Source organism: Mesorhizobium sp. C268A (genome assembly GCF_040324475.1).
Classification (GTDB): Bacteria; Pseudomonadota; Alphaproteobacteria; order Rhizobiales; family Rhizobiaceae; genus Mesorhizobium.
In genome coordinates, this window is the sequence record NZ_JAMYVX010000001.1 from 3,578,177 (window position 1) to 3,600,678 (window position 22,502).

General features: G+C 63.3%; 28 protein-coding genes. 10 read left to right on the plus strand and 18 right to left on the minus strand.

The annotated features are described in order from the left end of the window. The first annotated feature begins 26 nt into the window (after positions 1–26). Positions 27–479 carry a GNAT family N-acetyltransferase gene (locus NKL06_RS17375; protein ID WP_023671699.1) on the plus strand — a complete coding sequence of 151 codons (453 nt, stop codon included), beginning with the start codon at positions 27–29 and terminating at the stop codon, positions 477–479. Positions 480–482: 3 nt separating this feature from the next. On the opposite strand, the gene NKL06_RS17380 is transcribed toward NKL06_RS17375, so the two are convergent. Next, positions 483–884 (minus strand): ACT domain-containing protein, encoded by a 402-nt coding sequence (locus tag NKL06_RS17380; protein WP_023694551.1) that lies wholly within the window; start codon positions 882–884, stop codon positions 483–485. Positions 885–1,240: 356 nt separating this feature from the next. On the opposite strand from NKL06_RS17380, the gene NKL06_RS17385 reads away from it, so the two are divergent. From NKL06_RS17385 to NKL06_RS17395, 3 genes are all read left to right on the plus strand, one after another. Continuing rightward, positions 1,241–1,651 carry a DoxX family protein gene (locus tag NKL06_RS17385; protein WP_023687655.1) on the plus strand — a complete coding sequence of 137 codons (411 nt, stop codon included), beginning with the start codon at positions 1,241–1,243 and terminating at the stop codon, positions 1,649–1,651. A 14-nt stretch (positions 1,652–1,665) separates the two neighbouring features. After that, on the plus strand, positions 1,666–2,193 hold the full coding sequence (locus tag NKL06_RS17390; RefSeq protein WP_023694550.1) for an SRPBCC family protein: 528 nt from the start codon (positions 1,666–1,668) through the stop codon (positions 2,191–2,193). 153 nt (positions 2,194–2,346) lie between these two features. After that, on the plus strand, positions 2,347–2,610 hold the full coding sequence (locus NKL06_RS17395) for a YMGG-like glycine zipper-containing protein (protein WP_023756500.1): 264 nt from the start codon (positions 2,347–2,349) through the stop codon (positions 2,608–2,610). Positions 2,611–2,698: 88 nt separating this feature from the next. On the opposite strand, the gene NKL06_RS17400 is transcribed toward NKL06_RS17395, so the two are convergent. The 7 genes from NKL06_RS17400 to NKL06_RS17430 all read right to left on the minus strand — a co-directional run bounded on the left by NKL06_RS17400 (position 2,699) and on the right by NKL06_RS17430 (position 9,301). Beyond that, on the minus strand, positions 2,699–3,544 hold the full coding sequence (locus NKL06_RS17400; protein WP_023756501.1) for an acyl-CoA thioester hydrolase/BAAT C-terminal domain-containing protein: 846 nt from the start codon (positions 3,542–3,544) through the stop codon (positions 2,699–2,701). Between the two features lie 87 nt (positions 3,545–3,631). Continuing rightward, complete coding sequence (rpsP, locus tag NKL06_RS17405) at positions 3,632–4,033, minus strand: 30S ribosomal protein S16 (protein WP_023671705.1); 402 nt, start codon at positions 4,031–4,033, stop codon at positions 3,632–3,634. A gap of 104 nt (positions 4,034–4,137) precedes the next feature. Next, complete coding sequence (locus NKL06_RS17410) at positions 4,138–4,464, minus strand: chorismate mutase (protein WP_023671706.1); 327 nt, start codon at positions 4,462–4,464, stop codon at positions 4,138–4,140. 7 nt (positions 4,465–4,471) lie between these two features. Further along, positions 4,472–6,058, minus strand: a complete 1,587-nt coding sequence (gene ffh, locus NKL06_RS17415) for a signal recognition particle protein (RefSeq protein WP_023694548.1) — start codon at positions 6,056–6,058, stop codon at positions 4,472–4,474. Positions 6,059–6,441: 383 nt separating this feature from the next. Beyond that, positions 6,442–7,392: a CPBP family intramembrane glutamic endopeptidase gene (locus NKL06_RS17420; RefSeq protein WP_023807678.1), complete on the minus strand. Its 951-nt coding sequence runs from the start codon at positions 7,390–7,392 to the stop codon at positions 6,442–6,444. A 149-nt stretch (positions 7,393–7,541) separates the two neighbouring features. Continuing rightward, positions 7,542–8,141, minus strand: coding sequence for a DUF1236 domain-containing protein (locus NKL06_RS17425; protein ID WP_023694546.1), 600 nt, complete (start codon positions 8,139–8,141; stop codon positions 7,542–7,544). A 62-nt stretch (positions 8,142–8,203) separates the two neighbouring features. Beyond that, positions 8,204–9,301 (minus strand): zinc-binding metallopeptidase family protein, encoded by a 1,098-nt coding sequence (locus NKL06_RS17430; protein WP_023694545.1) that lies wholly within the window; start codon positions 9,299–9,301, stop codon positions 8,204–8,206. 293 nt (positions 9,302–9,594) lie between these two features. On the opposite strand from NKL06_RS17430, the gene NKL06_RS17435 reads away from it, so the two are divergent. After that, on the plus strand, positions 9,595–10,392 hold the full coding sequence (locus NKL06_RS17435; protein ID WP_023694544.1) for a lytic murein transglycosylase: 798 nt from the start codon (positions 9,595–9,597) through the stop codon (positions 10,390–10,392). 100 nt (positions 10,393–10,492) lie between these two features. Here NKL06_RS17435 and NKL06_RS17440 read toward each other — a convergent pair whose 3' ends face one another. From NKL06_RS17440 to NKL06_RS17450, 3 genes are all read right to left on the minus strand, one after another. Then, positions 10,493–10,771 (minus strand): hypothetical protein, encoded by a 279-nt coding sequence (locus NKL06_RS17440; RefSeq protein ID WP_023671712.1) that lies wholly within the window; start codon positions 10,769–10,771, stop codon positions 10,493–10,495. A 215-nt stretch (positions 10,772–10,986) separates the two neighbouring features. Beyond that, complete coding sequence (locus tag NKL06_RS17445) at positions 10,987–11,409, minus strand: hypothetical protein (protein WP_023834707.1); 423 nt, start codon at positions 11,407–11,409, stop codon at positions 10,987–10,989. A 137-nt stretch (positions 11,410–11,546) separates the two neighbouring features. Continuing rightward, the gene (locus NKL06_RS17450; RefSeq protein WP_023694541.1) at positions 11,547–12,779 is read right to left on the minus strand and encodes an argininosuccinate synthase; all 1,233 of its coding nucleotides are present in this window, start codon (positions 12,777–12,779) and stop codon (positions 11,547–11,549) included. A gap of 187 nt (positions 12,780–12,966) precedes the next feature. Here NKL06_RS17450 and NKL06_RS17455 point away from each other — a divergent pair, with 187 nt between their 5' ends. Further along, a complete protein-coding gene (locus NKL06_RS17455; protein ID WP_023694540.1) occupies positions 12,967–13,608 on the plus strand; it encodes a LysE family translocator in 642 nt (213 codons plus the stop codon). On the opposite strand, the gene NKL06_RS17460 is transcribed toward NKL06_RS17455, so the two are convergent. The 3 genes from NKL06_RS17460 to NKL06_RS17470 form a co-directional block, all read right to left on the minus strand. Further along, on the minus strand, positions 13,580–14,047 hold the full coding sequence (locus NKL06_RS17460) for a hypothetical protein (protein ID WP_023694539.1): 468 nt from the start codon (positions 14,045–14,047) through the stop codon (positions 13,580–13,582). The two genes, NKL06_RS17455 and NKL06_RS17460, sit on opposite strands and share 29 nt — an antisense overlap. Next, positions 14,044–15,276, minus strand: coding sequence for a dual-specificity RNA methyltransferase RlmN (rlmN, locus tag NKL06_RS17465; protein WP_023694538.1), 1,233 nt, complete (start codon positions 15,274–15,276; stop codon positions 14,044–14,046). The genes NKL06_RS17460 and rlmN overlap by 4 nt, the downstream gene beginning before the upstream one ends. Positions 15,277–15,386: 110 nt before the next feature. Next, positions 15,387–15,890 (minus strand): invasion associated locus B family protein, encoded by a 504-nt coding sequence (locus NKL06_RS17470; RefSeq protein ID WP_023671718.1) that lies wholly within the window; start codon positions 15,888–15,890, stop codon positions 15,387–15,389. 120 nt (positions 15,891–16,010) lie between these two features. Between NKL06_RS17470 and NKL06_RS17475 the strand changes: the two genes are divergently transcribed. Beyond that, positions 16,011–16,160, plus strand: a complete 150-nt coding sequence (locus NKL06_RS17475) for a hypothetical protein (RefSeq protein WP_023807679.1) — start codon at positions 16,011–16,013, stop codon at positions 16,158–16,160. 44 nt (positions 16,161–16,204) lie between these two features. Here NKL06_RS17475 and NKL06_RS17480 read toward each other — a convergent pair whose 3' ends face one another. Next, positions 16,205–16,567 (minus strand): YkvA family protein, encoded by a 363-nt coding sequence (locus NKL06_RS17480; RefSeq protein ID WP_023694537.1) that lies wholly within the window; start codon positions 16,565–16,567, stop codon positions 16,205–16,207. 119 nt (positions 16,568–16,686) lie between these two features. Next, positions 16,687–16,983, minus strand: coding sequence for a 4a-hydroxytetrahydrobiopterin dehydratase (locus NKL06_RS17485; protein WP_023694536.1), 297 nt, complete (start codon positions 16,981–16,983; stop codon positions 16,687–16,689). Between the two features lie 104 nt (positions 16,984–17,087). Between NKL06_RS17485 and NKL06_RS17490 the strand changes: the two genes are divergently transcribed. Continuing rightward, entirely contained in the window at positions 17,088–17,606 is a 519-nt protein-coding gene (locus tag NKL06_RS17490) for a low molecular weight protein-tyrosine-phosphatase (protein ID WP_023807680.1), read from the plus strand. On the opposite strand, the gene thpR is transcribed toward NKL06_RS17490, so the two are convergent. Together thpR and NKL06_RS17500 are read right to left on the minus strand one after the other, a co-directional pair. Next, on the minus strand, positions 17,510–18,106 hold the full coding sequence (thpR, locus tag NKL06_RS17495) for an RNA 2',3'-cyclic phosphodiesterase (protein ID WP_023671722.1): 597 nt from the start codon (positions 18,104–18,106) through the stop codon (positions 17,510–17,512). The genes NKL06_RS17490 and thpR overlap by 97 nt on opposite strands. Positions 18,107–18,377: 271 nt before the next feature. Then, the gene (locus NKL06_RS17500) at positions 18,378–19,040 is read right to left on the minus strand and encodes an arylesterase (protein ID WP_023694533.1); all 663 of its coding nucleotides are present in this window, start codon (positions 19,038–19,040) and stop codon (positions 18,378–18,380) included. Positions 19,041–19,126: 86 nt separating this feature from the next. Here NKL06_RS17500 and NKL06_RS17505 point away from each other — a divergent pair, with 86 nt between their 5' ends. Further along, positions 19,127–19,828, plus strand: coding sequence for an ABC transporter ATP-binding protein (locus NKL06_RS17505; protein WP_023694532.1), 702 nt, complete (start codon positions 19,127–19,129; stop codon positions 19,826–19,828). Next, a complete protein-coding gene (locus NKL06_RS17510; protein WP_023807681.1) occupies positions 19,828–22,377 on the plus strand; it encodes an ABC transporter permease in 2,550 nt (849 codons plus the stop codon). The genes NKL06_RS17505 and NKL06_RS17510 overlap by 1 nt, the downstream gene beginning before the upstream one ends. Positions 22,378–22,502: the final 125 nt, after the last annotated feature.

Here is a 22,502-nt window from a genome sequence, read left to right on the forward strand (position 1 = left end):
GCGCTGACCTCTGTTGAGAAACGCCTTTGAACGATCCCACCAAAATCGTGCTGCGCCCCGCCACGGCTTTGGATGCCGCGACCATCGCCATTGTCATGCGGGCCGCACTTGGCTCGTTCTCCTGGATGCCGGTCATCCACACGCCGGATGAGGATCTTGCCTTCATCCGCGAGATCGTGCTGTCCCGGCAGCAGGTGACGGTCGCCGAGGCCGGCACCGGCATTGTCGGCTTCATTGCCCTCAGCGGCGATTGGGTGGAACAGCTCTATCTCGACCCCGCCTGGACGGGGCAAGGCATAGGCAGCCGGCTGCTGGTGCAAGCGACCGCCGCGCTACGGATCGTTAAACTGCATTGCTTCCAGGCCAACACCGGCGCGCGTCGCTTCTACGAGCGCCATGGCTTTCGCCCCGAGGCGTTCGGCGCGGGCACCACCAACGAAGAAGGCCTGCCGGATATTCTCTACGTGCGTCGAGCTTGATATTCAGCCGGCGTTATCCTTGGCCAGTTGGCGCAATAACTCCATCGCTTCCTCGGCCCGCTCAGCGGGCACGAACAGATGGTCATGATAGAAAGCAGAGACCGGATTGACGCCCATGCCGGCGGCGGCCAGCCGGGCGGTGATGGCGGCGAGGAAGCCGACGGCTTCCAGCGAGGAGTGGACGTTCAGGGTGATCATGCGGCAGCGGAAGGCGGACTGCAGCCCGGCGGCCTGGTCTTCGGGCAAGATCAGCGTCGTGCCCTCCTTCTCGCGAAACAGCATCACCGGATTGAGCGTCTCGGGAACCGGTGCACCGGGGACCAGGGTGGCGAAGACATGGACGCCGGGAAGCAGTTCCGGCGTCATCGCCGCCAGCAGCTTTTTCAGATCAGTCTCGCCGGCCATTCGCTCGTCTCTCGCCCAGCCCTATCAATAGCCGTGACTGGTGGATGTCGATAGTCCGTCAAGGTCGAGGGACAGCACCCCCTCTGCCCTGCCGGGCATCTCCCCCGCAACGAGGGAGATCGGCGGTTTCGATGCTCCGCTCATTCATGGAACATTGCCGAAGCGGTCGAGCGTGTAATCTCCCCCCTTGCGGGGGAGATGGCCGGCGGGCCAGAGGGGGGTGTGAAGGATCGCCACGCAGCGGCTTTTGCTTGCTGCTACCCAAAAAGAATCCGCACCCTGTAGGATCGCCGCCCCATCGCTCGTCCTTGGTCCGAAGCCAGCAAACGGCTCGAACCGCTTAGGAGGGAACACCCGTGAGTATTTCTCAAACCATGCCCGTCTCATCGGGCGCCCTGTGGACCGGCCGCGTGCTCAGCGGCCTCATCATCCTGTTCATGATCTTCGACGGCGTCATCAAGCTGCCGCCGCTCGATGTCGTCACCCAGACCATGGTGCCGCTCGGCTGGCCGGCCGATGTCAATGTCGCGCGCACGCTCGGCATTATCGGGCTGATCTCGACCGCGCTCTATGCGCTGCCCCGCACCTCGGTGCTCGGCGCCATCCTGCTCACCGGCTATCTCGGCGGCGCCATCGCCACAAATATGCGCGTCGGCAGCCCGTTGTTTTCGCACACGCTGTTTAGCGTCTATCTCGGCATCATCCTGTGGGGCGGTCTCTATCTGCGCGACCCAAGCGTGCGCGCCCTGATCCCGTTCAGCCGTTAAGCGAGGAGAAAAACATGCTCAGCACCATTCTCATCCTCCTGGTCGTCATCATCGCCGCCGTGCTCATCTATGCGGCGACGAGGTCGAATGATTTCGTCACCGCCCGCACCGCCAGCATCAAGGCCGCGCCGGAAGCGATCTTTCCGCTGATCAACAATTTCAAGCAGTGGCCGGAATGGTCACCCTACGAAAAGCTCGACCCGCTGATGAAGCGCACGCTGTCGGGCGCTGATGCCGGCAAGGGCGCCGCCTACGCCTGGGAAGGCAATGCCAAGGCCGGCAAGGGACGCATGGAGATCGTCAATTCCGTGCCATCCTCGCTGGTGTCGCTGAAGCTCGACTTCGAGAAGCCGTTCCGGGCCAACAACAGCGTCGACTTCACCCTGAAGCCCTCGGGCGACACCACCGCAGTCACCTGGGCAATGCGCGGCAGCCGGCCCTTCATTGCCAAGCTGATGGGCCTGGTCATGAGTTTCGATACGCTGATCGGCAAGGATTTCGAGGCTGGCCTCGCCAATCTGAAAAAGGCAGCCGAAAGGTAGAAAAGCCTGAAATTTCAACAAGCTCGGCGGCGGTCGGCACGAATGTGACCGGCGCGGACACCGCGATCTCTCACGTCATCGGGATCAAATCAGCCGTCTGGGAGTTAGAACCGTGGCGGCGAGGACGGCGATCCGCGTGAGAGAGGAACGATAATGAGAAGAGCGATGATCATTCTGGTACTGGCGACCGCGCTGGGCGCGTGCTCGCAAACCGAAAAGGGTGCCGCGGTCGGCGGCCTCGGCGGCGCGGCGGTTGGCGCAGCTGTGGCAAATGATCCGGTTCAGGGGGCCGTCGTCGGCGGCGCCGTCGGCGCCGTGGCCGGCGCGCTGATCGGCCGTGCCAGCGAAAGCGGTCAATGTCGCTACCGCGGCCGGAACGGGCGCACCTATATCGCCAGCTGCCCCGACGGTTATTGAACACAGCCAGGTCCAACATCGGAAACCGGCGGCTATAGATCGCCGGTTTCGCTGTTGCCCAAGGCAGCTGGACCATTGGCTGCCTGCGCTACAGCAATCCCCGGATATGCTCCCAAGCCAGGCGGCCCAGGCGCGTGTCGGCGTCGTCATTGCCGCCATGGGCATGCAGCCTCGAGCGCGGCGTGATTTCGCCCGGCAGCAGAATGCGGTGGCCGGCGTCGGGCACTGAGACGAGGCAGGTGGTCATTGCGGTGTCCTGGCGACGCCGAACGATCGACTGGGCAAAATCCAGCGATGGCCATAGCGCGTCGTCGCCGCCCGCAACCACAACAATGTCGGCTGAAATAGCTTCGACGGGAATGGCAGCCTTGGCCGCTGCGTCCTTGAAGGTTTGCAAGGCACGTAGGAAGAGCCCCCGGTAGGACACCAGACCATCGACATACTCAGCGTTCCAAGCGGGATTGCTTGGGACAAACGGCAAAGGAATCCCCTCGAGCGTCCACGACGATCGTTCCGGCCAGCTGACGCCGTCGCGGCCCGGCCCGATATTGCCCCAGACCACCGATGTCGGGCTGATCGCAACCACGAGGCCGATGCGTGGATCGTGAGCCGCCGCAAGCAGGGAGGCCTCGGCGCCTTTCGAGGTCCCGACATAGACGATGCGCCGGCATCCCATCTGGACAAGATAGTCGGTCGCCGCGAAAAACGTTTCGAGCGGGATCTCGCAAATGCCGGGCACCTGACCTTCGCCGCCAAACCATTGTAGCGCGAGAGCGGATGCTCCTTCCTTGGCAAAGAGCCGGGCCCGGGTGACGTCGATGCGGCCGCTCGATCCGCTGAGCACGACGACGCCTGTCGTGGCGCCGGCGCATCGCAACAGCGTTCCGGCTACGCCGCCGAAAAGGGTCTCTTCCGTGACGGTCCGCTCAGTCATCTTTCGTTCGAACGCATATGACATCGCCGCACATTAGCAAAACGGCGGGCACAGGCCCGCCGTTTTGTCGATGCGATGACGCGATGCTTATTCGGCGGTGGCGGCTTCCGCTTCGGCCGGGGCTGCAGCAGCGGCGGCAACGGCGGCGGCAGCGTCTTCCTGGGCCTTCTTCAGCAGAGAGGCGCGTTCCTGCGCCTTCTTGCCGGGCTCGGCCTTCTTCGGGTTGGAGCGGGCTTCGCGCTTGAGGAGGCCGGCCTCATCGAGGAAGCGCAGCACGCGGTCGGTCGGCTGAGCGCCGTGCGACAGCCAATGCTTGACGCGGTCGGCGTCGACCTTGACGCGCTCGCCGTCCTTGGGCAGCAGCGGGTTCCACGAGCCGATCGACTCGATGAACCGGCCGTCGCGCGGCGAACGGGCGTCGGCGATGACGACGTGGTAGTAAGGGCGCTTCTTCGAGCCCGCACGGGCCAGTCTGATCTTCAAGGGCATTTCATTTCTCCTAAATTTCTGATTTCAGTGTTGGGTTAATGGCTTTGTCTGGTGCAGGTCGTTGTCCCAAAACCGCTGCGCACTTTTGGGCGACATGCACTTTGTTAGCCGGTTTTGCTTGCGCCGTTGGACGCGGCGATCTGCTCGTGATGGCGGATCACTTCGCGGACGACGAAGTTGAGGAATTTTTCCGCGAAATCGGGGTCGAGATGAGCGTCCTTCGCCAGCTGGCGAAGGCGGGTGATCTGCTCCTGCTCGCGCGCCGGGTCGGCGGGCGGCAGGCCATGCTCGGCCTTGAGCACGCCGACCGCCTTGGTGCAGCGGAAGCGCTCGGCCAGCATATGAATGAGGGCGGCGTCGATGTTGTCGATCGAGGCGCGATAGCCGGCCAGGATGGTGCGTGCGTCGGCCATGTCTTTTTCTTCGTTCATAGCGTCCTCACTTCTTCTTTCCGAGGCCGGGCAGACCACCGCCGCCAAGGCCGGGAAGCTTCATGCCGCCGGGCAGACCGGGCAGGCCACCGCCGCTCGGGGTGGGCGGGCCCTTCATGCCGCCAAGGCCGGGCATCTGCTTCTGCAAGGCTTCGAGCTGCTTGGGATCCATCTTGGAGAGGTCGGGCATGCCGCCACCCATCATGCCGCCGGGGCCACCCGGCATCATGCCGCCGAGGCCCATCTTGGAGGCAAGGCCGCCCATCATGCCGCGCATCAGGCCGCCGCCTTTGCCCTTGCCGCCCATCGCCTTCATCATGTCGGCCATGCCGCGATGCATTTTCAAGAGCTTGTTGATCTCGGCCGCATCCGTGCCTGAGCCGGCGGCGATGCGCTTCTTGCGCGAATGTTTCAGCATGTCCGGATTGGCGCGCTCGGCCTTGGTCATCGACGAGATGATGGCGAGCTGGCGGCCGAACATCTTGTCGTCGAGGCCGGCGGCGGCCATCTGGTCCTTCATTTTGCCCATGCCGGGCATCATGCCCATGATGCCGCCCATGCCGCCCATTTTCGACATTTGCTGAAGCTGGCCGGCAAGGTCGTTCAGGTCGAACTTGCCCGACTGCATCTTCTTGGCCATCGCCGCCGCCTGCTCGGCGTCGATGTGTTCGGCGGCCTTTTCGACCAGCGAGACGATGTCGCCCATGCCAAGGATGCGGTCTGCAATACGCTTGGGGTGGAATTCCTCCAGCCCGTCCATCTTTTCGCCGGTGCCGATCAGCTTGATCGGCTTGCCGGTGACGGCGCGCATCGAAAGCGCGGCACCGCCACGGCCGTCGCCGTCCATGCGAGTCAGCACCAGGCCGGTGATGCCGACGCGCTCATCGAAGCTTTTGGCAAGGTTGACGGCGTCCTGGCCGGTCAGCGAATCCGCGACCAGCAGGATTTCGTGCGGGCTCGACACCTTCTTGATGTCGGCCATCTCCACCATCAGCGGCTCGTCAATATGGGTGCGGCCGGCGGTGTCGAGGATGACGACGTCATGACCGCCGAGCTTGGCTGCCTGGACGGCGCGCCTGGCGATGTCGACCGGGTTCTGGCCCGCAATGACAGGCAGGGTCGCGACTTTGACCTGCTCGCCGAGCTGGCGCAGCTGCTCTTGCGCCGCGGGCCGCCGCGTGTCGAGCGAGGCCATCAGAACCTTCTTGTTCTGGCGCTCGGTCAGGCGCTTGGCGATCTTGGCCGAGGTCGTCGTCTTGCCGGAGCCCTGCAGGCCGACCATCATGATGACGACCGGCGCCGGCGCATTGAGGTCGATGGCGACGCCCTCGGCGCCGAGCATGTCGACCAACTCGTCATGGACGATCTTGACGACCATCTGTCCGGGCTTGATCGACTTGACGACGGCGGCGCCGACGGCCTTCTCGCGCACCTTGTCGGTGAAGGAACGCACCACTTCCAGCGCAACGTCGGCTTCGAGCAGCGCACGGCGCACCTCGCGCAACGCCGCCGAGACATCAGCCTCCGACAGCGCGCCGCGGCCTGTCAGGCCGTTCAGGATGGAGCCAAGGCGCTCCTGAAGTGATTCAAACATTGGTCAACCCGCCGCGCGAGAGCGCCTTGGATTCATGGTGATCCCTGTCGGGCCGATGGCCCTCCACGCCTCTTGTGCGCTCCTGCAGCGATTCAAACATTCCGTTTCCTTTTTCTCAGGCACCCCGATGGTGCCCGAGAGGTAGTGCGTTCGCGCCGCTCATCCAAGCAAAGCTCAAAACCAAAAAGCACCCGGGGGCGCTCAGCGCTGCCGGGTGTTGGCCTCCAGGATCTGTTTACAGCACCCACCTCAAAAGGTTTTGGCGTCCTGGTCGGCTTGCTCGGAGGGATACTCGTCGCGGATTTCGGGGCTGTAGACAGGAAATCGGCCGAAGAGTCAAGACAAGGGCGGCTTGCCGGTCTCTGGATCGGTCCCTGTTTAGTTCACCCTGCATCCCGAGGGTCGGCCGTAACCTTCAGCGGCGAGCGCGGGTGCAGAAGCAGCAGGATCGTCAGCAAGGTGCAGACGATACCGATGGCGGCGATGATGACGGCATCCGTCGTCGTCCAGTCCGGACCTTCCAGCGGCTTGGCGTTGAACAGGGCGAAGGAATTGTAGTTCTCCTGATGCGAGATCAGCAGGAAGCCGGTGAGATTGTTGCCGAGATGGGCGCCGAAGGCGGCGCCGAGATTGCCGGTGACATAAACCACCAGCGTCAACAGCAAGGCGAAGGCGGCGATCGAGGCCAGCACGCAGGCGTTGATGGCGGGGGTCGAGCCCGGGCTCCAATGCAAGGAGGTGAACAGCAAAGCGGGCAATAGCGCCCACACGTAAGGGCTCTCGAAGCGCCTGGCCAGGCCGCGCAGCAGATAGCCGCGAAACAGCATCTCCTCGGACGAGGTCTGCAGCAGGGTCAGCGCCACGATCGGGAGCAGGAACAGCAGCCAGGTCGACAGGTTGATCGTGCCGCGGGCGATTTCGGGCTGTAGCCAGTAGAGCAGGATTTCGGAAAGCGCCGATGTGATCAGCACCGCGACCAGGCCCTTGAGGAAGCCCGACAATGACACGCGGCGGCTGGCACCGAAAAGCGCCGAGAGCGGCTCGCCATGGACGTAACGCATGGCAAGCCAGAGGCCGAGCCAGATGCCGGTAAACGAGGTGAGTGCGGTGAGTATGCCGATGGGCGAGGCCAGAAAGCCCTGAAGCGGCCCGCGCGGATCGTCCGGCAATACATGCCAGACGATCGCGACATAGGTGCCGCCAAGCACCACAACCAGGGTGATCGCCACCCAGAACAGGACGACGACCGCCGTTCCGATTATCAGCCGCGGCAGGTTCGTCTTTTCGGTGGCCGTGTTGCTATAGCGCTCGAAGGCGGCTGAATCTGATATCACGCGAGTTCCTCTGCCGAACGCATCGGGTCGCATGATCTAGGGGATCGTCGGCTCTCGCGCAATTGCTGCTGTTTCAGCGAGCCCTTGTGCCGCCCTCAGCCTCGGCAGGAGGGCGGCACGAGTTCACTTGTCATTCTTTCCAGGCAAAATCAGCGCACGACGTACATGATGCGCCGTGTCTGCGGGTCGACCAGCGCCTGCTGGCCATTCACATAGACGTAGCGGTAGCGGTAGTCGGGGATTTCGCGTAGTTCGACCGTGTCGGGCAAGGTAGCACCGGTCACCACCTCGCCCTCGAGATAGACAGGATCGAGCCGGTGCGTGCTGACATAGGTGCCGACTTCCGCCGGTGGCCTGTCGATGGCGTCGACGGGGCCGTCGTCGGACAGAATCGCACCGGTATAGGTATCGGGATAATCATCCTGCGGCGGTGTAACCACGGTGATGGCGGCGTCGGCGGGGCGGCGTGTCAGAACGACCCGGTTGCCGCCGAAATCGGCCGTGACATAGTCGGAATAGACCCAGCCCTGGCCTCCGGCTTCGGCAATGGTGCACCATTTGCTGTTTTCGATGCAGCCATTGAGCGTCGCCGACTGGCCGGCGGCGCGCACGCCGATCACAGGATATTGCGGGCCGGGGCCGGCGCGCACATTAAGATCGGTGACGGCCGAGACGGCGGTATCGGCGAGTGCCGCACCCGACATCGCGACAAGCGCCCCGGCGACGGCCGGAAACAATATGCGTCTCATGGTTTCTCTCCCTTTCATGGTCCCTCGCGACACCCAACGAAACCAGAGCGCATGCGTTCCGGCTAAAATACCGACGCCAGCTCACGATTTGTTCCGGTTTCTTTCGGCAAACCGGTCAAAAGCTCATGCACGAAGCTGAGTTTCTGCGCCGTCACGTCCGAAATGACGAAGGGATAAAGGTCGGGCAGGCCCATGCAGCGGTTAATCGAGTTTGAGGCTTCCGAGAGTACCAGCCAGCGGGCGAGAATCTTTCCGAACGGCTCGGGCACGGCGTTGGGTTCCGCGGGCGCCGCCTGCAACCGGCCGCCGGTGTCGCCTTGCGGCAGCACATTGGTCTCCATCGTCTCAAGCTGGCCGAGTGGAAAATTCAGCGCGTGCACCATCTCCAGCGTGTCGGTGATGTGGAGATGGTGCGCCCAGGTCTCGGCCCAGTCTTCCCATGGATGCGACGTCGCATAGGCGGAGATGTGGTTCTGCTGCCAGTCGGGCGCAGCGCCATTGGCGTAATAGGCCTTCAGCGCCTGCTCGTAGTCGGGGCGTTCGTCGCCGAACAGCGCCCGGAAGGCATCGAGCCGTTGCGGCTCGTCGCGGATCAGCCGGTCCCAGTAGTAATGGCCAAGCTCATGACGGAAATGACCGAGCAGCGTGCGGTAATTTTCGCCCATCTCGACGCGACGCCGCTCGCGCTCGGCCGAGTCCGCCTCGGCGACGTTGAGCGTGATCAGGCCGTTGTCGTGGCCGGTAAGGATGCGTTCGCCGCCGGGACCGCCGCCGATCGGATCGGCAATGAAGTCGAAGGCGAGGCCGATTTCGTCGCCGTGCTTGTGCTTGGGCGCGACCGGAAGGCCGAAGGCGAGCAGCGAATAGACGGCGCGCTTCTTGGCCGCCTCGACGCGAATCCAGCGGCGGCGGTTGCCGTCGACGGAGAGGTCGGGGATCAGCTGGTTCAGCACGCAGGCGCGGCAGTAGGTATGACCCGGTTCGGCCATCCAGTTGCAGGCGCATTCATCCGCATTGGTGCAGTGGAAGATGCCGTCGACGTCAGACAAGGCAAAGCGCGCATGCTCAGGATCGTAAAGCACGAGACTCCCGCAATTCAGGCACTGCGCATTCTCGAAGTAGAGGCGGTGGCCGCAATGCGGGCAGTCGAACAGTTTCATGTCGATCTCGATGCGTCAGGCGTTGGCGTATGGCGTCAGAGGAGGAATATGGTGCGGAGCGGCGCCTCGCCCAAACGCCCGCCACGGGCCGCCGTTCCATGCCCCCGTCACCTCTTTTTACCCGAGCAGCGAATTCGCCTGCCCGGCGCCGGGCGTTTCGGCCACAATAAGCACTTGATCGTAAGCAAATTCCGCTGCATTGGCCAGGGTAGCGCCGGGGGTACGGTGACAATGGCGCGTTTCGCTGGCAAGTTCGCAACCGGGACGTGATTCAGGCAATCAGGAGAGAAAGCATGGCATTGCTTGCCAAGGGAAAGATTATTGCTGCCGCGGTGGTCGCGGTACTCGCGCTGGCGACGGGCGCGCAGGCGGCGGCCAGCTGCGGCAAGACCGGCGCGGGCTTCGAAGCGTGGAAGCAGGACTTTGCCGCGCAGGCCAGGTCCGAAGGTGTTGGTGGGAAGGGTCTCGCTGCTCTGGCCGGTGCCAGCTACGCGACAAAGACAATCTCCGTCGACCGCGCCATCCACAAGGCGTTCAGCGGTTCGGTGGACGCCTTCATGAAGCGCCGTGGCGGAGCTGCGATCATTTCCAGGGGCCGTGCGCTGAAGAAGTCGAATGCGGCGATGTTCGACAGGATCGAGAGCAATTACGGCGTGTCGCCGGGCGTGTTGCTGGCCATCTGGGGCATGGAAACCGGCTTCGGAGCCTCCCTTGGCAACCAGAACACGGTCTCCGCCATTCTGACGCTTGCCTATGATTGCCGTCGCCCGGGGTTCTTTTACCCGCATGCCATTGCGGCGCTGAAGCTGGTCGATCGCGGCGCGCTCAGCGCCTCGTCGGTTGGGGCTGCGCATGGCGAGATCGGCCATACGCAGTTCCTGCCCGGCAATGTCCTGAAGTATGGCGTCGGCAACGGAAATCTGCGCGACAAGGCAACGGCCTTGGCTTCGACGGCCAACTTCCTCAAGGCTCATGGCTGGCGGGCGGGTGCGAGCGCGAGTGCGAATATGGGCGCCATCGCCGGCTGGAATTCCGCCAGCGTCTACCAGCAGGCCATCGCCCAGATCGCCGACGCGATCGACGGCAGCTGATAGAAATATCCAGATCGAAGAACGGAAAGCCCGGCCATGCGCCGGGCTTTTCTGCAAGGACTGGAGCTTTTGGCGTTCAAACCGTTCAGCAGCCGAGCGGCTACCCGCCTTTTATGACCTTCCAGATGTCCGTGGACTGGTCGAACTGGAGGCGGTTTATGTCGGAGAAGGTCAGCCGGCCGGTCTTCATGGCATCGACAAGGCGGCGGCACAGCAGTGGCGGCATGCGCTCCAGGGAAACGCCCATAAAAGCGGCGATCTCGTGTTTGGCCGATATATTCGATATGGCCACCTTGCTGACGCAGCGATCGAATGCCGCCTCGGGATCCTGTCTCACTTGCTCCTGCCCAGTCTGGCAACCGGCCAGCATGACGACCATTGCAGGCAGGGCCACAAACCACGGCTTCATTGTCAGCTGCCCCCATCGATTGTGAGGAGGCTAGATAAGGGCCCGAAAAGATCAAGCAGGAAAAGCACTGAGTTCTTTGCCGCCGCTCTATTTCTTTGTTTTTACGCAGTTACGGACGAAGTCGGGCATGCTCTTTCTCGAATTGCTCGATCGTTGGCGCAAATGCCGGCTGAGCGACTGGGCTCTCAATAATGTGCGTAGCCGCTCAACGGGCACTTCTGGGAAATAGGAACCTCGAAGGCGCCTTCAGTACCTTTGCAGCTCCGGAATTTGGAGTTGCGCAGCACCGGCGCGGCCCTGGCAGCCGCCTTTGACTTGCCCTTGATGACCAGCCATATCTCGGTCGGCAGGTCTAGCTGCACTCTGTTCAAATCGGAGTAGCTGATCCCCCCGCTGCGTACGCCTTCGGTGATACGCTGGCAGAACAGGGCCGGCATGCGCTCCTGCGAGACGCCCATGAAAGAGGCGATTTCGTGCTTGAACGTGATGCTCCACAAATGGACTGCGGAGATGCACCCGTCCTGCTCGCGTTTCGCGGCTGCCTGCGAGGACTGGCATCCGGTAAAGACGATGGCCGCCGCAAGCATGAGAAAAATGGCGTTTTTCACGATCAGAATCCCTCGCCCCGCGAAGGAATTTAGATGAGGCTTTTAAGGTCAAACGGAAACCATGTCAGCCAGCTTGGCCTCTTATATTAGAGGTACCAAATAAAAACCCTGCGTGACCGCCGGGTTTTCCTGGAACACTAGTTTGGTTCACCCTTGCGGCTCCTTGCCGCCAGCGTCCTCAGCCGCAGCGCATTGAGGCGGATGAAGCCGGCGGCGTCCTTCTGGTCGTAGGCGCCGCGGTCATCCTCGAAGGTGACCAGCGCGTCGGAATAGAGCGTCTTCTTGGATTTGCGGCCGGTGACCATGACATTGCCCTTGTAGAGTTTCAGGCGCACCGTGCCTTCGACGTCTTCCTGGCTCTTGTCGATCATCGCCTGCAGCATCAGCCGCTCGGGCGAGAACCAGAAGCCGTTGTAGATCAGCTCGGCGTAGCGCGGCATGAACTCGTCCTTGAGGTGGCCGGCGCCGCGGTCGAGCGTGATCGATTCGATGGCGCGGTGGGCGACGATCAGGATGGTGCCGCCGGGGGTCTCGTAGACGCCGCGCGATTTCATGCCGACGAAGCGGTTCTCGACCAGATCGAGCCGGCCGATGCCATTGTCGCGGCCAAGATCGTTAAGCGCCGTCAGCATGGCGGCCGGCGACAGTTTCTTGCCGTTCAGCGCGATCGGGTCGCCCTTCAAGAATTCGATCTCGATCTCGGTGACCTTGTCCGGCGCGTCCATCGGCGAGACGGTGCGCTGATGGACGAATTCCGGTGGCTCGCTCCACGGGTCTTCCAGAACCTTGCCCTCGGAGGACGAGTGCAGGAGGTTGGCGTCGACCGAGAAGGGTGCTTCGCCGCGCTTGTCCTTGGCCACCGGGATCTGGTGCTGCTCGGCGAAGTTGATCAGGTCGGTGCGCGACTTGAACGACCAGTCCCGCCACGGCGCGATGACCTTGATGTCGGGGTTCAGCGCATAGGCGGAAAGCTCGAAACGGACCTGGTCGTTGCCCTTGCCGGTGGCGCCATGCGCAATAGCATCGGCGCCGACCTCCTGGGCGATCTCGACCAGGTGTTTGGAGATCAGCGGCCGGGCGATCGAGGTGCCGAGCAGGTAGGTGCCTTCATAGACGGCATTGGCGCGAAACATCGGGAAGACGAAGTCGGCGACGAATTCCTCGCGCACATCGACGACGCGGATATCCTTGATGCCCATCATCTCGGCCTTCTTGCGCGCCGGCTCCAACTCGCCACCCTGGCCGAGATCGGCGGTGAAGGTGACGACTTCGGCGCCGAGCTCGGTCTGCAGCCATTTCAGGATGATGGAGGTGTCGAGACCGCCGGAATAGGCGAGCACGACCTTCTTGACGTCTTTTGTCTTGGGCATTGCTGGGGACATTTTGGCGGTTCCGCGATGAGTTTCGCGGGCGAGGTATCACGGCATTTCCGGCCAGCGCAAGGGATGAACGGGCTCCGACCGCCGCAGCCGCTGGACCAGATGCCACGCCAGTCAGTTGCTGGCGTGAGCCGGGAGGCTGCGTTATAGACCGACGATCATTCGCCAGGGCCCACCGATGTCCTTCATTCCCGACACCACCACGCTGATCCAGTTCGCCATCGCCACCATGATCCTGGCGATCACGCCGGGGCCGGATATGACGCTGTTCGTCTCGCGCACACTGAGCCAGGGCCGCGCCGCCGGCTTTGCCTCGCTGGCGGGTGCTCTGTTCGGAACGCTGATCCACACAACTTTGGTGGCGGTCGGCATCTCGGCGCTGATCGTCGCCTCGCCAATGGCCTTCCTCGTGCTGAAAACGTTCGGCGCCGCCTATCTGGTGTTCCTGGCCTGGCAGGCAATCACCAAGGGCTCGGCGTTTTCACCGCAGAAGAAGAACGGGCCGCAGATTTCGCTGTTCCGCAGCTGGGCTGCCGGGCTTGGCGTCAATCTGCTCAACCCGAAGATCATCCTGTTCTTCATGACGTTTCTGCCGCAGTTCGTCTCCGCTCACGATCCGAACGCGCCGGGAAAACTGTTCTTCCTCGGCCTCATGTTCATCGTGCTGTCGGTCCCGGTGACAGCGCCGATGGTGTTTGCTGCGGAAAGGTTTTCGGCGGCGATGAAGGCCAGCCCGCGGGTGACGCGGGTGGTAGACTATCTCTTTGCCGGTGTGTTTTCGGCCTTCGCGCTCAAGATCCTGACCGCTCAGGCGAAGTAGCGGCCTGCCACCAGCTTCCGGCCCAGCGGCCGGCGCTTAGCCAGTAGAAGATGCCGCCGACCATGCCGCAGCCGATCACCGCGGCGATGGCGCGCGGTTCGGTGACGTCGAAATCCACGTTCTGGTGGACGAAGCCAAGGAAGGCCGCGGCCACCAAGCCGCCCGCGAGTGCATAGAACAGCCAGTCGCGGCGGCTGAGGACCTCGGAGATCAGGATTGCGACCACCGCCGGTATGAAAGCGAAATAGGCGACAAACAGCGCCACGAACGGGATCGAAAAATACAGCGCCGCGGCCGCCGCTGGGTGCGCATCGTCCGGCATATAACCGACGGAAGCCAGGAACAGCACGTTGAGAAAGGCGCTCGCCGCCAATGAGGCGACGACATAGCCGAACAGGATGACAGCGAAACGGAGGATATAGGCGAAGAGGCGGCTCACGCCTCGCCATGCCCCGCAATCATCATGGCTTCCAGCGCCAGGCGGTCGACCTTGCGCATGCGTTCGGAGTCGGATTTGAGCTGCCCGCAGGCGGCCAGGATGTCGCGGCCGCGCGGCGTGCGGATAGGCGAGGCATAGCCGGCATTGTTGATGTAGTCGGCAAATTTCTCGATCGTCTCCCAGTCCGAGCACTGATAGTTGGTGCCCGGCCACGGGTTGAACGGGATCAGATTGATCTTGGCTGGAATGCCTTTGAGCAGCTTGATCAGCCCCTTGGCGTCCTCGATGGAATCGTTGACGTCCTTCAGCATCACATATTCGAAGGTGATGCGCTTGGCGTTGGACAGGCCGGGATAGGCGCGGCAGGCCTCGATCAGTTCCTTCAGCGGATACTTCTTGTTGATCGGCACAAGCAGGTCGCGCAGATCGTCATTGGTGGCGTGCAGCGAGATCGCCAGCATGACCCCTATCTCCTCGCCGGTGCGGAAGATCTCGGGCACCACGCCGGAGGTCGAGAGCGTAATGCGGCGCTTCGACAGCGACAGTCCGTCGCCGTCGGAGGCAATCAGCAGCGCCTTCTTCACCGCCTCGAAATTGTAGAGCGGCTCGCCCATGCCCATCATGACGACGTTGGAGACTTTTCTGCCCTCGGCAGGGACGATGGCGCCGTCGGGTGTGTCGCGGTCGGGGAAATCGCCGAGCCGGTCGCGGGCGGTGAGCAATTGCGCCAGGATCTCTTCCGCCGTCAAATTGCGCACCAGCTTCTGCGTGCCGGTGTGGCAGAACGAGCAGGTCAGCGTGCAGCCGACCTGCGATGAGATGCATAGCGTGCCGCGGCCTTCTTCGGGGATATAGACGGTCTCGATTTCGACGGGACGGCCGGCACCGCGAGGCGGAAAGCGGAACAGCCACTTGCGCGTGCCGTCGGAGGAAATCTGCTCCTCGACGATTTCGGGCCGGGCGACGGTAAAATGCTTGTCCAGTTCGGCGCGCAGATCCTTGGAGATGTTGAACATGCCGGCAAAATCGGAGACGCCGCGCACATATATCCAGTGCCAGAGCTGCTGGGCGCGCATTTTCGCCTGGCGCTCGGGCACGATGCCGGCACTGACAAGGGCTTCACCGAGCTCGGCCCGGGTCAGGCCGATCAGCGACGGCTTCTCGGGCGTGGCGCGAGCGCGCAACGCGTCGCGTGCGCCCTCAGTGGTGAGATCGAAGGAAAGGGTCATATCAGCGCCAATATAAGCGAATTGCGGCCGATTTCATCCATCGTGCCGAAAAGAAGCGCGGCGCATAGCACAGGTTGCGGCGAGAGTCATGCGGCGGGAACCGCGCTAGCCTACTTGCACTTGGCGATCGACGTCAGCGCGGCCGAGATGCCTTTCAGCGAAAACACATAGGTCGTCGGATTGCCGCGGCCAGACTTCGCCGAGACCTTCATGTCGGTGCCGGTCTTCATGGCGGCGATCAGCACCGGCTCTTCGGCGGCGTTCTCGACCCAGGCCGACTTGCCCCGGGTGAACATCGAGAACGTCTTCTTGTCGATGGTGACGGTGGCCTTGGAGCCTTCCTGGAATGTGTAGCCGGCGATGAATTGCGGCTCGTAGGACACTTGCTGGCCCGGCCGCTGGCTGACGAAGAAGAACATGTCGCCGTGATCGAGCGTCGGCGGCTGCTTGTCGGTCGGCACGGTGAGCACATAGCAGACCTTGCCGCCCTGCGCCTGGTAGCTGTAGGTGCCCCAGGCATTGTGCTGGCCGATCTTGGTCGCCTGCTGCGCCAGCGCCGGCGCGGCAAAGGCCACCAGGACCAGGCTCGAGACTAGTGCAATCAATCCGCGCATCGCTTTTCCCGTATTCCAAATGGTGCGGGGCAGGCCGGCTTGGCGTCCTGCCCGTCGCTTCATTTTGATTTAATCTGGGTTACCAAACGGTGAATTTCCCTCGGAAAAGGACATTCACCCATGGAAACCACCGCCATTTCCGCGCCGCTTCTTGAAAAAACGGCTTTCGCAATGTCCCTGCGGCGACTTGGAGGCCACGAAAGCGGCAAGAGTTTGACTTTTTGCACGGCCGCAGCGGACCCGAAGCCAAGCCGCTATCGTCCTGTTTGAGCGGAGGATTTCTTCTGAACCCAGTTGCCAACGCGACCGCCGATTCAGCTCTTGTCGGCGATCGCCTCCTTGGCGGCCTTGCGGTGCGCAGGGGTGATATGGGCGCTTACCGCGGAGATCGCGGCGGTCAGCACGGCGATGTCGTCGGTGAAGCCGAGGCCGAAGACGAAATCGGGTATGACGTCGACCGGCAGCACGAAATAGCCAAGCGCCGCCAGCAATATGCCCTTGGCACGCAAAGGCGTCTTCCTGTCGAGCGCGCAATAATAGCCGGCGACGACCTCTTCCATAAACGGAATCTGCCGGGCGGCCTTCTTGGCCGTGCGCCAGAATTTGGAGCGCACTTCACTCTCGTCGCCGAGCTTGCTGCCGAAGCCGAAGAAATCAAAACCGGGCTGCTGCGCCATCAATCCTCTCCTTGCCGGCCGTCGCGCTACGCGTTGCGCGCGGCCGCCACAGAAAATGTGGTGAAAGTCCCGGTCCACTGCAAGAGGATGGCGCCGATTTGGCGTTGCCGCCCCAGCGTTCAGCCGCCAGCATACCCATTCATCTTCTTGGCCAGCGCGATGTCGAGCGCGGTGACACCGCCGGCATCATGGGTGTTGAGCGTCACGTCGACAGTCTTGTAGACGTTCGACCAGTCGGGATGATGGTCCATCTTCTCGGCGGCCAGCGCGACGCGGGTCATGAAGGCGAAGGCTTCGGAAAAATTCTTGAAGACAAAGCTGCGCTTGATGGAGGCGCCATCGGCTGCCTGCGACCAGCCAGGCAGTTCGGCCAGTGCGGCGGCGATGGCGTCCTTGCTGAGTTTCTCTCTCGTCATGATGATTTCCCGTGCTATCCCAGTTATTGACCCTCACCATAATGCAAGTCGCCCAAAAATCCTTTGCGTTTTGGGCTTCCAAATGCACGAACGGCGCATATCGAATGAGCGTAAATTCCATACTCTTCGTCTGCCTCGGCAACATCTGCCGCTCACCCCTGGCCGAAGGCGTGTTTCGCGCCGTGCTGGCGGAACGCGGCCGCGACATGGTGCTGGACGATATCGTGCTGGACTCTGCGGCGACCGGCGGCTGGAACCTCGGCGAAGCGCCCGACCCGCGCTCGATCGCGATTGCGGCCCGCCACGGCATCGACATATCAGGGCAGCGGGCACGCAAGGTCAGGCCGGGGGATTTTTCGCGCTTCGACCTGATCCTCGGCATGGATCGGCAGAATGTCCGCGACCTCAAGGCGTTGGCGCCGGCCGGTGCGCGCGAACGTATTCATCTCTTGGCAGAGTTTGCGCAGGGCAAAACCCGCGACGTGCCGGATCCCTATTATGACGGGGCCGAAGCGTTCGCTTCGGTCTACCGCATGATCCGCGAAGCGTCGGAGGCGCTGGCGACGAGATTGGTGGCGCGGGCGTCGACGCCGGAGAGCGGCCACGCCTCCTCGACAATGTAGGGACCGCCGCCGACCGAATCGCGCGACGACATCAGCACGAAGCGGCCGACGCGAAACGGTAGCGTCGCAAAATTGCCGCGCGCCGACAGGTACTGGGCGACGTCGAGCGGGCTCGAATTGCGCAAGCGTGCCAGCGTAACATGCGGGGTGAACTTGCGCGGGTCGGCGGGCAGGCCGAGCCGCTGGCAGATGCGGTCGATTTCGCTCTGCAGCGCCGAAAGGTCGGGCGAGGCGAAGACGCCGGCCCAGACGGCGTGCGGCTTCTTCTGGCCGAAAGCGCCAACTCCGGACAGGGTGAGCGAGAAGGATGGGCGGTGCACCCGGTCGAGCGCGTTGGCGATTTCGTCGGCGATATGGCCTTCGACGTCGCCGATGAAGCGCAGCGTCAGATGGTAGTTTTCGACATCGATCCAGCGGGCTCCGGGCAGGCCGCCCCTGAGCAGGGACAGCGAAAGAGCGGCGTCACGGGGTATTTCGAGGGCGGTGAAAAGACGCGGCATGGTGAGCCTCCCTTCCTCGAATCGAACTGTGCCCCTAGCGAATCATCGATAGTCAAACGGGGCAAGTGGTTTGTTGGTTGCAGGCATTTTTACGAACAGGCGCCTCCAAGCGATGAATAAGCACTTGCCGTGCCGCTTCGGCGCTTGCATTACCCAGATGCTGCATATGCTCTTCGAGCGCAGCATAAATGACTCGGGTCATCGGCAGCCCGGTCTTTTGTTTCAAAGTTCGCGCGAGGCGAACGCCGCGTTATTCTCGTCAGGCCGGCGTTCAACCGCCACCCTGAACTGCCGCAACAGCCTTCTCCACGGCGGGCAGGATGCGCTCGACCATCACTGCGACGCCCTTCGGATTGGGATGCAGGCCGTCCTCCAACTGCAGGCCGGACTGTCCGGCGACGCCATCGAGAAAGAACGGATAGAGCGGCACATCGTATTTCGCGGCAAGCTTTGGATAGATCGCATCGAAGGCGTTCTGGTAGTCGGCGCCGAGATTGGGAGCGGCGCGCATGCCGGCCAAAAGCACCGCGATCTTGCGCGCTTTCAGCTTCGCCAGCATGTCGTCCAGGTTCTTTTCCGTAATGCTGGGCGAGACGCCGCGCAGCATGTCGTTGGCGCCGAGTTCGAGGATAACCAGCCTTGTCCCATCCGGCACCGACCAGTCAAGCCGCGCCAAGCCGCCGCTCGAGGTGTCGCCTGAAACGCCGGCGTTGGCTACGGTGACGTCATGGCCTTTGGCGCGCAGCGCAGCTTGCAATTTGTCGGTAAACCCATCGCCAGGCCCGAGGCCGAAACCGGCCATCAGGCTGTCGCCGAAGCCGACGATGGTGAACGTCTCGGCGCGCACGGACGAAATGGCGCCGCAAAGGGTGACGAAAAGGACGAGCCCTGCGGCATTCAAGCGTTTGAAAGATATCTTGCGTTTGAAACACATGTGGCAGGCCCCATATACCCGAGGAATTCTTCCGGCGGCGGCTGCCGGCAAGCAGAGCCTTCATCCTGATATAGGACGCTTTAATTGTGACAGAAGCCGTCATCGCGCTGAAAGACATATCCCTGACCCTGGGCCAAGGGGCTTCGTCCGTGCATGTGCTGAAAGGCGTCAGCCTTGACGTGACGCGCGGCGAGGCGACCGGCATTGTCGGCCCTTCGGGTTCCGGCAAGTCGACCTTGCTGATGGTGCTTGCCGGGCTGGAGCAGGTCGATTCGGGGATGGTGCGGATCGCCGGCGAATTGCTGAACGGCAAAAGCGAGGACGAGATCGCATCGTTTCGGGGCCGAAACATCGGCATCGTCTTCCAGTCGTTCCATCTCATTCCCAACATGACGGCGCTCGAAAATGTCGCGGTGCCGCTGGAACTGGCCGGCCATGCCGATCCGTTCGGTGTCGCGGCGCGCGAGCTGGCAGCGGTGGGCTTGAGCGACCGCGTCACCCACTATCCGGGCGAGCTGTCCGGCGGCGAACAGCAGCGCGTGGCGATCGCCCGCGCGCTGGCGCCGTCGCCGCGCATTCTCATCGCCGACGAGCCGACCGGCAATCTCGACCAGGCGACGGGGCGGCAGGTTGCCGACCTTTTGTTCGCCAAGGCGGCCGAGCGCAGCATGACCTTGGTGCTGGTCACGCACGATCCGGCCCTTGCGGCGCGCTGCTCGCGCCAGGTGTCGATGCGCTCGGGCCGCATCGAGGATGCGCCGGTAGCGCAGGTCAAGGTGCCGGCTTGATGCCACTGTCGCAGACGCTGAAGCTCGCGTTCCGCTTCTCGCTGCGCGAGATGCGCGGCGGGTTGTCGGGTTTCCTGATCTTCCTTGCCTGCATTGCGCTCGGCGTCGCTGCAATCGGCGGGGTCAATTCGGTGGCGCAGGCGATCACCGCAGGCGTTGCAGACCAGGGCCAGACGCTGCTTGGCGGCGACTTGCGCTTCCAGCTCAACCAGCGCGATGCGACGCCAGCCGAAAGCACCTTCCTCGACCGCCTCGGCACTGTGTCGCACAGCGCCAATATGCGCTCGATGGCGCGGCTGGATGACGGCTCCGACCAGGCGTTGGTTGAGGCCAAGGCCGTCGACGACGCCTATCCGCTCTATGGCGCGCTCGATACCGCGCCGCAGCTTGGCAGAAAGGATTTGTTCGGCGAGAAATCAGGCGTCTTTGGCGCCGCCGCGCCCGACCTGTTGTTCGACCGGCTGAATGTGGAGATCGGTGACCGGCTGAAGGTCGGCAGCGCGACATTCGAATTGCGGGCCAGGCTGGTGAGCGAACCGGATGCGGTGTCGGACGGTTTCGGCTTCGCGCCGCGGCTGATGGTTTCGATGCAAGGGGTCGCCGCCTCTGGTCTGATCCAGCCAGGCAGCCTGGTCGAGAATGCCTACAAGGTTCGGCTGCCGGCCGGCGCCAGCGAGGCCGATCTCAAGGCCATCCAGGATCGGGCGGCGAGCGATTTCCCCGAAGCCGGCTGGTCGATCCGCACCCGCTCGAACGCCGCGCCGGCGCTGTCCTCCAACATCGAGCGCTTCTCGCAATTCCTGACGCTGGTCGGGCTGACGGCGCTGGTCGTCGGTGGCGTCGGCGTTGCCAATGCGGTGCGCGCCTATCTCGACGGCAAGCGCGGCGTCATCGCCACCTTCAAGAGCCTTGGCGCCTCGGGCGGCTTCGTCTTCACCGTCTATCTCGTGCAGATCCTGATGATCGCCGGCCTCGGCATCGCGCTTGGCCTCATCCTCGGCGCCGCCATGCCGTTTGCTGCCAGCGCTGCGCTCCAGTCGGTCATTCCGGTGCCGGCTAAAGGCGGCTTCTATCCCGGTGCGCTGGCTCTTGCCGCGCTGTTCGGCCTGCTGGTGACGCTTGCCTTCGCGCTGTTGCCGCTCGGCCGCGCCCGCGATGTGCCGGCGACCGCGCTGTTTCGCGAAATGGGTTTTGAGGGCCGCGGCTTTCCACGCCTGCCCTATCTTGCCACGGCGGTCGGCATCGCGCTCACTTTGGCGGCGCTCGCCATCCTGTTTTCCGGCGACCGGCGCATCGCCTTGATCTTCGTCGGCGCGACGATCTTTGCCTTTTTGGTGTTGCGCCTGGTCGGTGCGCTGGTGCAGTGGGTGGCGCGCAAAAGCCCGCGTGTGCGCTCGGTCGCGCTCAGGCTCGCCATCGGCAACATCCACCGGCCCGGCGCGCTGACGCCGTCCGTCGTGCTGTCGCTGGGCCTCGGGCTGACGCTTTTGGTGACGCTGGCGCTGATCGACGGCAATCTCAGGCAGCAGATCTCCGGCAGTCTGCCGGAACGGGCGCCGAATTTCTTCTTCGTCGACATCCAGAATAGCGAGGTCGATGCCTTCTCGACACTGATCGGCAAAGAGGCGCCGAAGGGAACGCTGGTCAAGGTGCCGATGCTACGCGGCCGGGTGATGGCGCTGAACGGCGTTAGTGTCGACAAGGCCAATGTGCCATCGGAAGGCGCATGGGTGCTGCGCGGCGATCGCGGCCTGACCTACGACGCCAAACAGCCGGCCAATGCGACATTGACCGAGGGCAGCTGGTGGCCGGAGAACTACAGCGGCGAACCGCTGGTCTCGTTCTCCAACGATGAAGGCAAGGCGCTCGGCCTGAAGCTCGGCGATACCGTCACCGTCAATGTGCTCGGACGCAATGTAGCGGCCAGGATCGCCAATTTCCGAGAGGTGCAATGGGAGACGATGGGCATCAATTTCGTCATGGTGTTCTCGCCCAGCACCTTTGCCGGCGCCCCGCATGGCTGGCTGGCGACGCTGACCGAAAAGGATGCCACGGCAGCGGAGGATGCCCGCCTGCTCAACGCCGTCACCCGCGCCTTCCCGGCGGTGACGACAGTTCGGGTCAAGGACGCGCTCGACGTCGTCAACCGGCTGGTCGGCCAGCTCGGCACGGCGATCCGGGCCGCGGCCGGCGTGGCGCTGATCGCTTCGGTGCTGGTGCTGGCCGGCGCGCTCGCCGCGGGAAATCGCGCCCGCATCCACGATGCCGTGGTGCTGAAGACGCTGGGCGCCACGAGGCGCACGCTGATCGCGGCGTTTTCGCTGGAATACATGCTGATCGGCCTGGCCACCGCGGTGTTTGCGTTGGCTGCCGGCGGCATCGCCGCCTGGTACATCGTTGCCCGCATCATGACACTGCCGTCGCATTTCATGCCGGAGGTGGCAGTGGCGACCTTGGTGTTTGCGCTGGTGATCACGGTCGGCATCGGCCTTGCCGGCACCTGGCGGGTGCTCGGGCACAAGGCGGCGCCGGTGCTGCGCGACCTCTAGGCCCCAAGCGGCAAGGTTGGCCGAATCTGCCGTTTCCGATTAAATCTTGGTAATGTGCAGTCATGGAAGCCCAAGAAAACCGGCTTCCTGCGATTCACCAAGCGTTGCAGCCTGTTACGGTCTTG